General features: G+C 67.3%; 12 protein-coding genes and 2 pseudogenes. 5 read left to right on the top strand and 9 right to left on the bottom strand.

From position 1 onward, the window contains the following. Positions 1-38: 38 nt before the first annotated feature. Positions 39-644: a hypothetical protein gene (locus ACN2C7_RS09455; protein ID WP_419321262.1), complete on the top strand. Its 606-nt coding sequence runs from the start codon at positions 39-41 to the stop codon at positions 642-644. Between the two features lie 39 nt (positions 645-683). Beyond that, on the top strand, positions 684-1,664 hold the full coding sequence (locus ACN2C7_RS09450; protein ID WP_419321261.1) for an endonuclease/exonuclease/phosphatase family protein: 981 nt from the start codon (positions 684-686) through the stop codon (positions 1,662-1,664). Positions 1,665-1,825: 161 nt separating this feature from the next. Here ACN2C7_RS09450 and ACN2C7_RS09445 read toward each other — a convergent pair whose 3' ends face one another. The 6 genes from ACN2C7_RS09445 to gyrA all read right to left on the bottom strand — a co-directional run bounded on the left by ACN2C7_RS09445 (position 1,826) and on the right by gyrA (position 9,094). Further along, complete coding sequence (locus tag ACN2C7_RS09445) at positions 1,826-3,211, bottom strand: SPFH domain-containing protein (RefSeq protein WP_419321260.1); 1,386 nt, start codon at positions 3,209-3,211, stop codon at positions 1,826-1,828. 233 nt (positions 3,212-3,444) lie between these two features. Continuing rightward, a complete protein-coding gene (locus ACN2C7_RS09440) occupies positions 3,445-3,912 on the bottom strand; it encodes a peptidylprolyl isomerase (protein ID WP_419321259.1) in 468 nt (155 codons plus the stop codon). A 90-nt stretch (positions 3,913-4,002) separates the two neighbouring features. Then, positions 4,003-4,869: a peptidylprolyl isomerase gene (locus tag ACN2C7_RS09435; protein WP_419321258.1), complete on the bottom strand. Its 867-nt coding sequence runs from the start codon at positions 4,867-4,869 to the stop codon at positions 4,003-4,005. After that, the gene (locus ACN2C7_RS09430) at positions 4,866-5,711 is read right to left on the bottom strand and encodes a peptidylprolyl isomerase (protein ID WP_419321257.1); all 846 of its coding nucleotides are present in this window, start codon (positions 5,709-5,711) and stop codon (positions 4,866-4,868) included. The genes ACN2C7_RS09435 and ACN2C7_RS09430 overlap by 4 nt, the downstream gene beginning before the upstream one ends. A 110-nt stretch (positions 5,712-5,821) precedes the next feature. Next, on the bottom strand, positions 5,822-6,313 hold the full coding sequence (coaD, locus tag ACN2C7_RS09425; protein ID WP_419321256.1) for a pantetheine-phosphate adenylyltransferase: 492 nt from the start codon (positions 6,311-6,313) through the stop codon (positions 5,822-5,824). A 33-nt stretch (positions 6,314-6,346) separates the two neighbouring features. Then, the gene (gene gyrA / locus ACN2C7_RS09420) at positions 6,347-9,094 is read right to left on the bottom strand and encodes a DNA gyrase subunit A (protein ID WP_419321255.1); all 2,748 of its coding nucleotides are present in this window, start codon (positions 9,092-9,094) and stop codon (positions 6,347-6,349) included. Positions 9,095-9,217: 123 nt separating this feature from the next. On the opposite strand from gyrA, the gene sodC reads away from it, so the two are divergent. Then, complete coding sequence (sodC, locus tag ACN2C7_RS09415; RefSeq protein ID WP_419321254.1) at positions 9,218-9,766, top strand: superoxide dismutase[Cu-Zn]; 549 nt, start codon at positions 9,218-9,220, stop codon at positions 9,764-9,766. A gap of 484 nt (positions 9,767-10,250) precedes the next feature. Here the strand turns inward: sodC and ACN2C7_RS09410 are convergent. The 3 genes and pseudogenes from ACN2C7_RS09410 to ACN2C7_RS09400 all read right to left on the bottom strand — a co-directional run. Next, a pseudogene (locus ACN2C7_RS09410) lies at positions 10,251-10,396 on the bottom strand (hypothetical protein); the annotation flags it as partial. Positions 10,397-10,483: 87 nt separating this feature from the next. Then, positions 10,484-11,423, bottom strand: a pseudogene (locus tag ACN2C7_RS09405) (DMT family transporter). After that, positions 11,420-12,679, bottom strand: coding sequence for an adenosylmethionine--8-amino-7-oxononanoate transaminase (locus ACN2C7_RS09400; RefSeq protein ID WP_419321253.1), 1,260 nt, complete (start codon positions 12,677-12,679; stop codon positions 11,420-11,422). The pseudogene ACN2C7_RS09405 and the gene ACN2C7_RS09400 overlap by 4 nt, the downstream one beginning before the upstream one ends. A 72-nt stretch (positions 12,680-12,751) precedes the next feature. On the opposite strand from ACN2C7_RS09400, the gene bioF reads away from it, so the two are divergent. Together bioF and bioD are read left to right on the top strand one after the other, a co-directional pair. Then, the gene (gene bioF, locus ACN2C7_RS09395; RefSeq protein ID WP_419321252.1) at positions 12,752-13,909 is read left to right on the top strand and encodes an 8-amino-7-oxononanoate synthase; all 1,158 of its coding nucleotides are present in this window, start codon (positions 12,752-12,754) and stop codon (positions 13,907-13,909) included. Continuing rightward, complete coding sequence (gene bioD, locus ACN2C7_RS09390) at positions 13,906-14,598, top strand: dethiobiotin synthase (protein WP_419321251.1); 693 nt, start codon at positions 13,906-13,908, stop codon at positions 14,596-14,598. Before bioF ends, bioD begins: the two co-directional genes overlap by 4 nt. Positions 14,599-14,603 lie beyond the last annotated feature (5 nt).

The raw sequence follows: 14,603 nt of genomic DNA, 5'->3' as shown, positions 1-14,603 counted from the left end.
TCTCCCGAATAACCATAGTCTTCGGGGGGAAGATCGTCATGAAACGCCTGCTGGCCTGCGCCGCGCTGCTGCCGTTTCTGCTCGTCGCCTGTGACAACCGGCCTGCTGCGCCCCCCGGCGCGCCCGCCGCCACAGCGCCTGCCACGCCGCCCGCCAAGCCCACGACCGATCCCGCCGCGGCCAATTTCCAGCGCGACGCCACGCTGGACGTCTTCGGCTACTACTTCACGCAGACGCCGGTTCAGGTCGGGAACTGGAAGCTGAAGTCCGTCAACATGGGCTCGCCCAGCGACTTCGCGTCCTGGGAAGAGGGCAAGCGTCCCAGCAACTTTGGGCCCTTCTTCCTGGAATTCGAGGATGTCACCAGCCCGACGGCCGAGAACGAACTAGGACAGGTCTATCACACGGTCAGCTTCCGCCTGTTGCCCAACAGCTATCGGGTCGACGGTCAGGAGGTCGTGTTTCGCGGCCAGGATCCCCGCGTCGGCGAGGTGGTGTTCGCTGGCGTGTTCGATCTCGCCGCCCTGAAAGCCGCCAGGGCTGCGGGCCCGCCCGGACCGCCGCAGAGCGTCCTGACCGGCGGCCTGCGGATCGGCGCCGAGCCGATGCGCAATATCAGCTTCCTCTACTTTGCCGGCGACTGAAGTCATCGCGGTCGCACGCGTCCGTGTTATGGGCTGGCCATGGATCTTCTGCTTCGACTCCTGAGCCTTTTCTTCCGCGGCACTGGCCTGATGCTGGGTGTAGTCGGCGCGGGCTTCGCCGTCGCCTGCCTGGGCGGCGTGTTCAGCGATCGCCTGGACGCGTTCACCCACCTGACGCCGCTGTGGCTGGCCATGGGCGTGGGCGCGATCGTTCTGGGCTGGATCTTCGCGCGTCATGGCGAGCGCTCGGTGATCGTCGGTCTGGGCGGCGCTGCGGTTATCGCCAGCGCGATCCTGATGGGCCCCGAACTCTTGGCCGCCGCCGGCGCAAAGCGGATGGCGTCGCGGCCCGACGATCTGAAGGTCATCCAGTTCAATATCTGGCACGAGAACGAAACGCCCGAAGTGGCCCTGCGCTGGCTGCTGGACCAGAACGCCGACGTCGTGGTGATCGTCGAGGCCGGCGGCATGTCGGGGCCGGCGGTCAAGGGCCTCAAGGCCTACTACCCCTTCTCCGTCACCTGCGATGGCAAGAAGCGTTGCGGGACCATGATCTTCAGCCGCAAGCGCATGCTGGCGCGCAATGGCTTCTATCCGGAGGGTCGCGACCTGGCCGGCGCCTGGGCGACCCTGGCCGACCCCAAGGGCGACTTCACCATCGTCGGCATCCACTATGTCTGGCCCATGCCCGCCGGTCCCCAGCAGCAGCAGGGCAAGCGGCTGGTCGACGCCGTAGCCCGCTTCGACAAGTCCGACATGATCCTGACCGGCGACTTCAACTCCACGCCCTGGTCGTTCACGCTCAAGCGCCAGGACAAGGCCCTGGGCCTTGAGCGTCGCACCCGCGCCGTGCCCTCCTGGCCGTCCGGCCGCTTCTCGCGCCTGGCCAATGCCCCGGCGCCGTTCCTGCCGATCGATCACGTCTATGCGGGCAAGGCCTGGAAGACCGTCAGCGTCACGCGCGGGCCGGCTTTGGGTTCGGACCACCGGCCGATCATCGTCAAGCTGCGGCGGGATTAGGCGTTCGGCGTCTCGCTCCTGAATAGGGGCGATACGGCAGCCGGTGATCTTCCGTCCGCGCCGACAGCGGGCGTTGCGATCGTCCTCTGGGGGGAAGACGACCTTGAGAGCGGCGCGGTTTGCTGAAATTCCCGTCGGCGGCCGAACGGACCTTTACGACGCTACTCTTTGGGCTTTGCAGCGCCCTTCGTTGCCCGCTCCACCACGGCCTTGCCTGCGTCTGTCTGAGCCAGCCCCTCCAGCATCGCTCCGAAGGCTTGGCCGCCCCTCGCGCTGAACACGTCGGTGATGCTGCTCATGCCCCCGGGCACGTCGCCGCCGGTCACGATCACCTTGATATCGGCGGCGCTCAGGGCCTCGGCCTGGGCGACACCCACGGCCTGGCCGGCTTTGATCTGCTCAACGCGCACCAGGTAGGTCTGGTAGCCGTCATTGCCGCCGATCTCCCTGGCGAGTTCAATCTGCGTCGAGACCGGCGCCAGAAGCAGGAGCCGCTCGGCTTCGGCGCGGCTCTGGCCCTGCGCCAGTAGTCCTTCGGCGTCGAGCTTCTGCTGCGCCAGCGTTCCCTGCGCGACCAGCTCCAGCCGTTGACGTTCAGCCTCTGCGGCGATGACCTGCTGTCGGCGCTGCCCCTCCGCCCGGATGATCATGACCTCGCGCTCCTGGGCGGCCTGAACTTCCGCGACCCCCTTGGCGATGTCGGCGGAGCGCGTATCGGCGACCCGCTTCACATCCATCTCACGTTCGGTGGTGTCCTTCTGGGCGACCAGAACTTCCTGCTCGGCGACCTGCTTGGCGATACCGACCTGCTTTTCCTGCTCGGCCGTCCGCATTCCGACCTGCTGCAGAGCGTCCTGCTTGTTCACCTCGACGATCCGTTGGGCCTCGATCTCCTTGGTCTGGGCAAACTGGCTGTTCATCGCCACGGCCTCACGGCTCTCGCGGTCAATGCGGGATTTTTCCTTCGCCATGATGTTGGCGATGACCTGCGAATTGGCGCTGTCGCGGATGTCCATGAACTCGATGTTCTTGACCGTCTCGACGCCCCAAGCCAGCAGCTGCTTGTCCACCTGGGCGGTAAAGGCCTCGGCCAGGGTTGATCGGGCTTCGAGGATGTCTTCGAGCTTGTGGGTGGCCAGCACGTTCCGGACGGCGCCCTGAAGGATGCCAGACAGCTGATGTTGCAGTTCGTCGAAATTGGCGACCTTTTCCGCCGCCGTGTCCGACTTTGCGATCCGCATGAACGCCTGCACGTCCACCCGAAACGGGAGGCGCCCGGTGTCGTAGGCTTCGTAGTCTTTCAGGTTCACGTCGAAGATGGAGACCGGGAACTTGGTCACCAGGACACCGATCCTGGGCAGGAAGGCGGGCCACTCGTAGTAGACGTTTCCGGCCGACTGACTGGCGCCGTAGCTGACGCGAGACCGCCCGCGCTGGACGATGTGAACTTCGTTGGTTGGGACCACACGGCGCAGAACAAGCGCGATCAGGAATCCAATGGCGAAGACGCCGAGCGCTACGCCGCCGGCGACGAAATACATGTTCATGTGATCCCCCGATACTGACCGAACTATGTCGATAAAGTCCGGGCGGCGCAACTATTGCGAGAGGCTGCGCACCCGCCGGATCGGCGACTGGCGCCCAAGGCGAACATCGCAAATGGCAGGGTGGGGTCGTGAGCGGTCTTCGGCTCCGACGCCGGTTTCGGACCCGGCCAAGCCCCAACAAAAAACGGCCCCGGATCGCTCCGGGGCCGTCTTCGTATTCAGCAGAAGCCCGATCAGGCGTCGGCGGCGATCTTGGCGCTGACGATCTTGCCCGGCGTGCGCGGGGGCTCGCCCTTGGGCAGGGCGTCGACGTGGTCCATGCCCTCGGAAACCTGACCCCAGACGGTGTACTGACCGTCGAGGAAGGTGGCGTCGTCCAGGCAGATGAAGAACTGGCTGTTGGCCGAGTTGGGATCGGGGGTGCGGGCCATCGAGCAGACGCCGCGCACGTGGGCTTCCTTGGAGAACTCGGCCTTGATGTCCGGCTTGTCGCTGCCGCCGCGGCCGGTGCCCGACGGATCGCCGCCCTGGGCCATGAAGCCCGGGATCACGCGGTGGAAGACCACGCCGTCATAAAAGCCCTCGCGGACCAGTTCCTTGATGCGGTCGACGTGGCCGGGGGCCAGGTCGGGGCGCATCTGGATGGTGACCGGGCCGCTTTCCAGCGTGAGGATCAGGGTGTTTTCGAGGTCGGCCGACATGGTCATCCCTTGGGTGCGAAATGGTGAAGGCGCTTCTAGCGCGCTTTTCCCCCCGCTGTGAACCGCCACGCGCCCCAAAAGGGTGAGAGACTAGCGGATATCGACCGGGATCTTCAGATCACAGACCGAGAAATCCGCGCCCTTGATCGCGCGCTGGCGGCGAATCTCGCCCGCAAACCACGCGCCCTGGGTGTTGATCACCCGCACCCTGGGACGCTCCTTCTCGGGAATGTCCGACAGCATCCGCACCTTCTCCATGCGGTCCTGAGGCGCGGCCACCGGCTCGCCGGTCTTGATGGCGCGGATGGTCTCCAGTCCGCTGATCACCCGGCCAAAGGCAGTGTAGCGCTTGTCGAGTGAGGGATAAGGCTGGCGCATCAGGAAGAACTGGCTGTTGGCCGAATTGTTGTCGTCGTCTCGGGCCATGCCCACCACGCCGGGGCAATAGGTGCCCCAGGCCGAGACATTGCCGTCGGCCGTGACCTCGTTCCAGCTCCAGTGCTGGCTGAACACCGGCAGCGAACCCAGCAGTCCCACCTGCAGCCCTGACGGCGCGGCGGCCGGCGTAAAGGGCGTCGCAGCCGTCCGCCGGAAGGTGAACTCGGCCTTCAGGTTGGGCTTGTCGGTATTGCCTTCGCCATTGTCCTTCGGGTCGCCGGTCTGAGCCATGAACCGGTCGATGACCCGAAAGAAGGTGCGGCCGTCATAGACGCCAGCCCGGGTCAGTTCGCGCATCCGGGTCACGTGGCCGGGCGCGACCTCGGGGGTCAGTTCGACGACCACCCGGCCCTTGTTGGTGTCGATCACCATCACGTTGTCGGGGTCGGGGATCCGCCAGTCGGCCGCCGCAGGCGGGGCGACGCCCCGCGCCTTGCCCTTGGACCTGGCAGCGGACAGCGCCGGACTGGCCAGCAGGGCCAGGCTCAGGCCCAGGACGACAACGGCGGATGGCTTCATTTGATCTGCACCGGGATTTCGACGTCGCAATTGCTGAAGCTGGCTCCCATCTCGGCCCGGCGCTTGGCGGCCAGGGCGGCGAAGGCGGGGCCGCGGGTATCCATGACCTGTACCGAGGGGCGCTTGTCGGCCGGCAGATCGGCCAGCAGCCGGACGCTGATCATCCTGTCCTGCGGATCGGGCGCCGGCTCGCCGACCTTGATCGCGCGGATCACGTCCAGGCCCGACAGGGCCCGGCCAAAGGCGGTGTAGGTCTTGTCCAGCGAGGCATAGTACTGACGCATGAAGAAGAACTGGCTGTTGGCGCTGTCGGGATTGCTGGCCCGGGCCATGCCCAGCACGCCAGGACAGAAATTGCCCCAGGTGGCCACCTTGCGGTCGGCGGTCATCACCGCCAGGGCGGCCGGCTGGCTGGTCACAGGCAGGACACCGACGAAACCGGTCTCGTTGCTGCCGGTCTTGCCCGGCGTGGCCAGGGGCGTGTCAGCGCCACGGCGGAAGGTGAACTCGGCCGTCATGTCGGGCTTGTCCGAGCCGCCGGCGCCGGTGTTGTCGGGATCACCGGTCTGGGCCATGAAGCTGTCGATGACGCGGAAGAAGGTCAGGCCGTCATAGAAGCCGGCCTGGGTCAGCTCGCGAATGCGCGCCACATGCGCCGGGGCGGCCTGCGGGCTGAGCTCGGCGATGATCCGGCCCTTGTTGGTCTCGATGACCAGCACGTTCTGGGGATCGGGCGTGCGCCAGTCGCCAACCTGGGCGGGCGGCGTCTGGGCCGACGCCGTGTGCGCGACAGCGGTCGTGGCCAGCAGCGCCAGAGCGGCGACGGAATACGCAAGCTTCATGGAAATCCCCGAACAGAAAGGCAGACGGGGCGTAGAACGACGACGCCCCCGCGACAAGTCCGCCGTGTTGAAGCCTATGATTTCGACAGCTTCACGGCAAACCCGCTGATTCAGGTCTTGCGCAGCTTGGCGACCAGTTGCTCGCCCACCCCGGCGGGCACGAACTTGGAGATGTCGCCGCCCAGGGCCGCGATCTCCTTGACCAGCCGCGAGGCGATGGCCTGGTGCCGGGGATCGGCCATCAGGAACACCGTCTCGATCTCGCGATCCAGCTGCTGGTTCATGGCGGTCATCTGGAATTCGTACTCGAAGTCGGCCACGGCCCGCAGGCCGCGCACGATCATCTGAGCGCCGACCTCGCGCGCGAAGTGCATCAGCAGACTGTCGAAGGGCCTGACCTCGATCACCGCCAGCTTGTTGAGGTGCGCGGTTTCCCGCTCAAGGATTGCGACCCGCTCTTCCAGCGAGAACAGCGGCCCCTTGCCGATATTCACCGCCACGCCGATCACCAGCTTGTCGACCAGCTTCACTGCCCGACCGATGATGTCGAGATGGCCGTTGGTGACCGGATCAAACGTTCCGGGATAAAGCCCGACCCTCATGCAACCCCCTGCGTTATCGGCGCTCTACGGGGTCTAGTCCGCCCCGCTTGATTCGCCCTGATCGTCGTCGCCGCCGCCGGCGTCAGCCAGCCGCTCCACGCTCACGACATGTTCGTCCTTCGCGGTGCGGAACACGGTTACGCCCTGAGTATTCCGCGCTGCAACACGAATTTGCGAGACGGGGCACCGTATCAACTGTCCGGCGTCTGTCACCAGCAGGATTTCGTCGCTGTCCTCGACCGGGAACGAGGCCGCCAGGCGGCCGCCGCGCTTGGAGAGATCCTGGGCCGTAAGCCCCTGACCGCCCCGGCCCGTGCGGCGATAATCATAGGCGCTGGTGCGCTTGCCGAAGCCTTCAGACGAGACGGTGAGGATGAACTCCTCGGCCGCGCCCAGCTGGGCGATGCGTTCCGGCGTCAGGCTGGCCTCGCCAACGTCCTCGTCGGACTCTTCCGGCGCCGGGGCGTCGTCGCCCTCCTCGCCGGCCGCGCGCAACATGGCGCGGGCATGTTTCAGATAGGCGGCGCGCTCGGCCGGCGTGGCGTCGACGCCGCGCAGGATGGCCATGTTGATCACTTCGTCGCCCTCGGCGAGCTTCACGCCGCGCACGCCGGTCGAATCACGGCTGGCGAAGACGCGGACCTCATCGGCCGAGAAGCGGATGCAGCGGCCGACGGCCGTGGTCAGCAGGATGTCGTTCTCGGTCCCGCAGACGCCGACGCCGATAATGCCGTCGCCGTCATCGAGCTTCATGGCGATCTTGCCGTTGCGGCGCACGTCGACGAAGTCCGACAGCTTGTTGCGACGCACGCTGCCCGAGCGGGTGGCGAACATCACGTCCAGGCGGTCCCAGGTGCTTTCGTCCTCGGGCAGGGTCAGGATCGAGGTGATGGTCTCGCCCGGCTCGATCGGCAGCAGATTGACGAACGCCTTGCCGCGCGAATTGGCGGCGCCCAGCGGCAGCCTCCAGACCTTCAGCTTGTAGACCTTGCCGCCCGAGGTGAAGAACAGCAGCGGCGCGTGGGTCGAGGCTGAGAACACGCGGGTGACCGCGTCTTCGGTCTTGGTGGCCATGCCCGACTTGCCTTTGCCGCCCCGGTGCTGGGTGCGGTAATTGGCCAGCGGCGTGCGCTTCACATAGCCGCCCATGGTCACGGTGATGACCATTTCCTCGCGGACGATCAGGTCTTCATCTTCCACGTCGGCGTCGCCGTCGACGATCTGACAGCGGCGCGGCACGGCGAACTTCTCGCGCACCTCGACCAGCTCCTCGCGGACCACGGCCATGATGTTGGCGCGGTCCGACAGCAGGTCCAGATAGCCGCGGATGGCTTCGGCCAGGGCTTGCGCCTCGTTGCCGATTTCCTCGCGGCCCAGGCCGGTCAGACGCGACAGGGTCAGGGCCAGGATGGCGCGGGCCTGCTCGTCGGTCAGACGGATCAGACCGCCCTCTTCGTGCAGGCTGCGCGGGTCGGCGATCAGCTCGACCAGGGGCATCATGTCGCCGGCCGGCCAGGCCTTGGCCACCAGGCGCTCGCGCGCCTCGGCCGGATCCTTGGACGAGCGGATGATGTGGATGAATTCGTCGATATTGGCGACGGCGATGGTCAGACCCACCAGCACGTGGCCACGATCGCGCGCCTTGCCCAGCTCGAACTTTGTGCGCCGGACGACAACCTCTTCGCGGAACTTCACGAAGATATCGATCAGCTGGTACAGGCCCATCTGCTCGGGGCGCTTGCGGTTCAGCGCCAGCATATTGACGCCGAACGAGCTTTGCAGCGCCGTGAAACGGTACAGCTGGTTGAGGATCACGTCGCCCGAGGCGTCGCGCTTCAGCTCGACCACGATGCGCATGCCGTCGCGGTTGGACTCGTCGCGGATGTCGCTGACGCCCTCGATCCGCTTGTCGCGGACCAGTTCGGCTATGTACTCGACCAGATTGGCCTTGTTCACCTGATACGGGATCGCGGTGATGATGATGGCTTCTCGGCCCTGGCGGATCTCTTCCACCGAGGCGATGCCGCGCATGATCACCGAACCGCGACCGGTCAGCAGGGCCTGGCGCGGACCGCTGCGGCCGATGATCTCGCCGCCGGTCGGGAAGTCGGGACCGGGCACGATGTCCAGCAGGGTCTCGGCGCTGACCTCAGGGTCATCGATCATGGCCAGACAGGCGTCGATGATTTCGCCCAGATTGTGCGGCGGGATGTTGGTCGCCATGCCGACGGCGATGCCGCCCGCGCCATTGACCAGCAGGTTGGGAATCCGCGACGGCAGGACCGTCGGTTCCTGTTCCTTGCCGTCATAATTGTCCTGGAAGTCGACCGTGTCCTTGTCCAGGTCGGCCAGTAGCGCCAGCGCCGGGGGCGCCATCCGGCACTCGGTGTAGCGCATGGCGGCCGGCATATCGCCGTCGACCGAACCGAAATTGCCCTGGCCGTCGATCAGGATCAGACCCATCGAGAAGGGCTGGGTCATCCGGACCAGGGTGAAATAGATCGAGGCGTCGCCGTGCGGGTGATACTTACCCATCACGTCACCGACCACGCGGGCCGACTTCACATAGGAGCGATCGGGCGTATGTCCTTGTTCGTGCATCGAAAACAGCACGCGACGGTGAACGGGCTTGAGACCATCGCGCGCGTCCGGCAGGGCGCGGCTGACGATCACGCTCATCGCGTAGTCGAGATACGAGCGACGCAGTTCGTCCTCGATGAAGATCGGGGCGATATCCCCTCGCGGCCCTTCGGGAGGGGTAGTGATTTGATCGTCGCTCAAGGGGATTTTTCGCCGTCAGAATCGAACACGGAACTGTCTTTAACTGTTAGCATTCCCCCAAGGGCGGCGCCACCTTTCCGGGACAGCAGCCTCCCCCGTCCGCTTGTTTTTGAAGGATTTCCCATGCGTTCCGCCGTTGCCGCCGCCACCTTCGCCACCCTCCTCCTCGCCGCCCCCGGCGCTGTCTCCGCCCAGACCGCCACCCCGGCCGCGGGGGCCAAGACCGCAACCGCCGCCGTCAAGGCCGGTGATGGCAAGGATCTGGGGACGGCAACCCTCACGGAAGCGCCGCACGGCGTGCTGCTGCGTCTGGAGCTCAAAAGCCTGACGCCCGGCTGGCACGGCGTGCACTTCCACGAGAAGGGCGACTGCGGCACGCCAGACTTCAAGTCGGCCGGCGCCCACGTTCACACCACCGCCTCCGTCGTCCACGGCCTGCTCAACCCTGACGGCAACGACAATGGCGATCTGCCCAACATCCATGCGAGCGCTGACGGTTCGGCCATGGCCGAGCTCTATTCGCCGCTGGTCTCGCTGAAGGGCGCCGACGGCCGCCCGGCCCTGCTCGACGCCGACGGCTCGGCCATCGTCGTCCACGCCAACCCCGACGACCACAACAGCCAGCCCATCGGCGGCGCCGGCGCCCGAGTGGCCTGCGGCGTGGTGAAGTAGCTCCAGCGGCGCCCGGCGCGGGGATAACCCGCGCGCTATCCCCTGATGGGCACGGGGATAGACGCCTCGAATCCTCTCCCTGGCGGGGGAGGATCACGAGCCCGCCAATACAACCCCGTCATCCCGGGACTCGTCCCCGGGACCCATCGTTCCGTTGCCCTGTAAGGGGTTTGTAATCCGCCGACCGTGCGGCCGACCCATGGGTCCCGGGGACGAGTCCCGGGATGACGGGCGTTGTTGAGCGTCACGCTCCTGGGCGCCGAAGCGGGCGTCCAGACAATCGACGCAGCCCCCTGAAAACCGCCCGTATTCTTGTCCCACCTCGTCGCGAGGAAAGGGCGCAAGGCCAGCGACCATTGCGGCGGCGGGGTGTGATCGAGCGGGACTGGGGTCGAGGGGGATACTCGACCGGTCCGGGGATCTGGTTGCTGGCCAGACCCGCCCGCCGTCGGCGTGGATGAGGGCAGACGGGTGTGTTCATTAGTCATTTGCTTGGCTCGCCCGCCTCGACCGCCGGCTTCTTGCGGAAACGCGAGAGACCGGCTCCCGGTAAGGCCTGAACAGGGCCACCTGACGGGACGCTGATGGATAACGACCACGCGGAGCGGACGGCTTCGTCGAAACGGTATTTTCTATTTTCCTCCGGGCGAGCCCGGAAGCTCCGCGACCCTTTCCGTCACCCTCGCAGCGACAGCGCGGGGGCGCTGAAACGCGCCTCTAGACCGTCTCCGCCGTCATCGCCTCGGGCTTGGCCGTCCGCTTCTCGGTCAGGGCCACCAGGGCCACGCCGGCCAGGGTCGCCGCGCCGCCGATCAGCAGTTGCGGGGTCAGCCGGTCGCCCAGGAACAGGATGCCGATCGTGCACGACACCAGAGGCGTCAGCAGGAAATAGGGCGTCACGCGCCCCGCCTCGCGGCGCTGGACCAGCCAGAACAGCAGCGCGCTGGCCCCAATGGTCGAGACAATGCCCGCGAAGGCTACGCAGGCCCAGGCGATCGCCGGGGCGGCCATCACCCGCTCGACCACGTTGGACTCGAACGTAAAGGACATGGCGATCAGGGTCGGGGCGGCGACGATGGCCGTCAGCCCCTGAACCTTCAGCGGCTTCACCCCCGGGGTCATCCTCACCAGCACCGTCGCCACCGCCCAGCAGGCGCAGGCTGCAATGACCAGGGCCACGGCCGGAAGATCCCCGGCCCCGTGCGGGTCCAGGCTCATCCAGGCCACGCCGACGAAGGCGATCAACAGGCCGATCACGGCGGGCAGGCGCATGGTCTCGCCCAGCATCCGCCAGGCCGCGACGGCCGTGAACGGAATCCACAGCTGGCTGGCCACGACCAGCGGGCTCAGCGACTGGCCCATGCCGAAGGCCACGTAGATCAGGCCAAAATGGATGGGCCCCGACAGCAGGATGATGCCCAGCAGCTTCTTGGGCTCGGGAAACGGCGGCCGGATGAACGGGATCAGGAAGATCAGGGCCAGGCCAAACCGCAGGCCGCCCACCATCATCGGCGGCAGGTGCTCGGTCGCCACCTTGGCGGCGGCGTTGTTCACGCCCCAGGTCAGGATGATCGCCAGAATGGCGAGGCGTTCCAGACCAGACAGGGACGAATTGGAGGACATGGCCGCTTGGACCAGACGCGCCCCTGAAGGTCAATCGGCCCCGATGACGCGGCGCACCGCCCGGGTCAGCAAGGCCAGGTCGGCATCGGGCGTCGTGAAGGCCGGGGTCAGATAGATGACCTTGCCCATCGGCCGGATCCAGACGCCCTCTTCCGCGAACCGGGCGCACAGATCGCCGACCGCAACCGGCGCGTCGAACTCGACCACGCCGATCGCGCCCAGCACCCGAACATCCACGACGCCCGGCGCGGCCCGGCAGGGCTCAAGCCCTTCGGCCAGGGCGGCCGAGACCCGCGCCACATCGGCTCGCCAGGCGCCATCCTCGAACAGGTCCAGCGAGGCGTTGGCCGCCGCGCAGGCCAGCGGATTGGCCATATAGGTCGGGCCGTGCATCAGGGCGGCTTCGGGATCGTCCGACAGGAAGGCCTCGAACACCCGAGTGCTGGCGACCGCCGCCGACAACGGCAATGTTCCGCCGGTCAGGGCCTTGGACAGGGTGACGATGTCGGGCTCGATCCCGGCCGCCTGCATGGCGAACATCGATCCCGTGCGGCCAAAGCCGGTGAAGATCTCGTCGAAGATCAAAAGCAGGCCGTGGGTGTCGGCTAGGCGGCGCAGGGCCCGCAGAGTGTCGGGACCATGCAGCAGCATGCCGCCGGCCCCCTGGACCAGGGGCTCAACGAGGATGGCGGCGATCTCGCCGCCTCGCTCGGTCAGCAGGGCGTCCAGCGCCGCCTCGCCCTCGGCGTCGCGCGGCAGGTCGGCGATCACCTGGGCCGGCATGACACCCGAGAACAGGCTGTGCATGCCCTCCTCCGGATCACAGACGGTCATCGTCGCCAGGGTGTCGCCGTGATAGCCGCCCCGGAACGACAGGAACCGCGTCCGGCCCGCTTCGCCGCGATTGATGTGGAACTGCAGGGCCATCTTCATGGCGATCTCGACCGCCACCGAGCCCGACTCGGCGAAGAAAGCATGGTTCAGGTCACCCGGCAGCAGGTCGGCCAGCCGCTTGGCCAGTCGGTAGGCCGGCTCGTGCGCCAGGCCACCGAACATCACATGCGGCATCCGCTCGATCTGGTCGCGCAGGGCCTGGGCGATATGCGGATGATTGTAGCCGTGGCAGGCGGTCCACCAGGAGGCCAGGCCATCGACCAGCTCCCGGCCATCGGCCAGCACCAGCCGCGAGCCCCGCGTGGCGACCACCGGCAACGGCGGCCGGGCGGTCTGCATCTGGCAATAGGGCCGCCAGACGTGGGCCGCGCCGGCGCTCATCCAATCGGGGGTCATGGCGATCCTGCGTTGCGTCGAAAGGGCGCCTTGCCTATGCCCTGCGCCCTGCCTTCGCAAACGGGAAACAGCATGCAGAGCCTCGACGCCTTCGCCGGCGACAAGCTGACCGCCCTCGACGCCCAGAGCCTGCGTCGCCGTCTGAAGCCGACCCGCCGGCTGGACGGCGCGGTCGTGGAACGGGACGGCCGGCGGCTGATTTCGTTTTCCTGCAACGACTATCTGAACCTCTCGCACCATCCGGCTGTGCGGGCGGCGGCCGCCGAAGCGGCGCTGAACTATGGGGCCGGCGCGGCGGCCTCGCGCCTGGTCACCGGCGATCACCCGCTGCTGGGCGATCTGGAAAAGCGCCTGGCGCGGCTGAAGGGAACCGAGGCCGCCTGCGTGTTCGGCTCGGGCTATTTGGCCAATATGGGCGTGATTCCCACCGTCGTCGGGCCGGGCGACCTGATCCTGATCGACGAACTGGCCCATGCCTGCATCTGGGCCGGCGCCAAGCTGTCCGGCGCCCGGACGATCGCCTTCAAGCACAATGACATCGCTGATCTGCAACGGCTGCTGACCAGCGAGCGCCCGTCGGCACGTCACGCCCTGGTCGCCACCGACGGCGTGTTCTCGATGGACGGCGATATCGCGCCGCTGGACCAGCTCTCGACCCTCTGCAACGCGCATGACGCCTGGCTGTTGTCCGACGACGCCCACGGCGTGGGCGTGCTGGCCGAGGGCCGAGGCTCGGCGGCGCTGTTCCCCGGCGCCGAGATCCCGCTGCAGATGGGCACCCTGTCCAAGGCGCTGGGCTCTTATGGCGGCTATCTGTGCGGGTCCCAGGCCGTGATCGACCTGCTGAAGACCCGGGCCCGCACGCTGGTCTACGCCACCGGCCTGCCGCCCGCCTGCGCCGCCGCCGCCCTGGCCTCGCTGGACATCATCGAGACCCAGCCGGCCCTGACCGCCCTGCCTCTGGCCAAGGCCCGCGCCTTCACCGAGGCCCTGGGCCTGCCGCCTGCCCAAAGCCCGATCGTCCCCGTCGTGATCGGCTCGGCCACAGCGGCGCTGGCCGCTTCTGCGAAGCTCGAGGCCGAGGGCTATCTGGTCGTCGCCATCCGGCCGCCCACCGTGCCCGAGGGCACGGCGCGGCTGCGGATCGCCTTCAGCGCCGCCCATTCGGACGCCGATGTGATGCGACTGGCGGATCTGATCGCCGACATCCGCCGGGACCCTGCCGCATGAAAAGCCTGTTCGTCGCCGGAACCGGCACCGACATCGGCAAGACCCATGTCGCCTGCGCCCTGATCCGCGCCCTCCGCCTGCGAGGCCAGAGCATCGACGCCTTCAAGCCGGTGGTCAGCGGCTTTGATCCCGACGATCCGGATGTCAGCGATCCCGGCCGCCTGGCCCAGGCGCTGGACGAGCCGGGCGCCCTGCACCGCATCTCGCCCCGCCGCTATCGCGCCCCACTGGCCCCCAACCTGGCCGCAGCTCTGGAAGGCGACGTGCTGAGCCTGGATGACCTGGTTGGCGACTGCCAGGACCGCCTGGCGCGACCCGACCGCGATCTGCTGCTGATCGAGGGCGCCGGCGGAGTGATGTCGCCCATGACCGACACGGCCACCAATCTGGACCTGATGGTCGCGCTGAACCTGCCGGTCCTACTGGTCGCCGGATCCTATCTGGGCACGGTCAGCCACGTGCTGACGGCGCTGGAGGTGATCCGTTCGCGTGGCCTGAGCGTGACCGCCATCGTCATGAGTGAAAGCCTCGCCGCGCCCGATCTGGGCCAGACCGGCCGGATGCTGCGAGGCTTCGAGACCCGCGCGCCGCTGATCCTGGCGCCCCGCGACACAAGCTGGAGCGCGACCGAGCTTGCCGACCTGACCTTCCCTCAGGCGACCAAAGACGAGGCCGCCAAGGTCCACTAGGGTGG

Origin of the sequence: Caulobacter sp. ErkDOM-E, from assembly GCF_048541895.1 — a bacterium.
In the GTDB taxonomy this organism is placed as follows: Bacteria; Pseudomonadota; Alphaproteobacteria; order Caulobacterales; family Caulobacteraceae; genus Caulobacter.
This window is presented reverse-complemented; position numbering and strand designations above follow the sequence as displayed.

Coding starts and splice junctions, on each gene's coding strand:
- coaD (WP_419321256.1), bottom strand. CDS start 6,313: ATGAGGGTCGGGCTTTATCCCGGAACGTTTGATCCGGTCACCAACGGC.
- ACN2C7_RS09430 (WP_419321257.1), bottom strand. CDS start 5,711: ATGAAGCTTGCGTATTCCGTCGCCGCTCTGGCGCTGCTGGCCACGACC.
- bioF (WP_419321252.1), top strand. CDS start 12,752: ATGCAGAGCCTCGACGCCTTCGCCGGCGACAAGCTGACCGCCCTCGAC.
- ACN2C7_RS09435 (WP_419321258.1), bottom strand. CDS start 4,869: ATGAAGCCATCCGCCGTTGTCGTCCTGGGCCTGAGCCTGGCCCTGCTG.
- sodC (WP_419321254.1), top strand. CDS start 9,218: ATGCGTTCCGCCGTTGCCGCCGCCACCTTCGCCACCCTCCTCCTCGCC.
- ACN2C7_RS09445 (WP_419321260.1), bottom strand. CDS start 3,211: ATGAACATGTATTTCGTCGCCGGCGGCGTAGCGCTCGGCGTCTTCGCC.
- ACN2C7_RS09400 (WP_419321253.1), bottom strand. CDS start 12,679: ATGACCCCCGATTGGATGAGCGCCGGCGCGGCCCACGTCTGGCGGCCC.
- ACN2C7_RS09450 (WP_419321261.1), top strand. CDS start 684: ATGGATCTTCTGCTTCGACTCCTGAGCCTTTTCTTCCGCGGCACTGGC.
- ACN2C7_RS09455 (WP_419321262.1), top strand. CDS start 39: ATGAAACGCCTGCTGGCCTGCGCCGCGCTGCTGCCGTTTCTGCTCGTC.
- ACN2C7_RS09440 (WP_419321259.1), bottom strand. CDS start 3,912: ATGTCGGCCGACCTCGAAAACACCCTGATCCTCACGCTGGAAAGCGGC.
- bioD (WP_419321251.1), top strand. CDS start 13,906: ATGAAAAGCCTGTTCGTCGCCGGAACCGGCACCGACATCGGCAAGACC.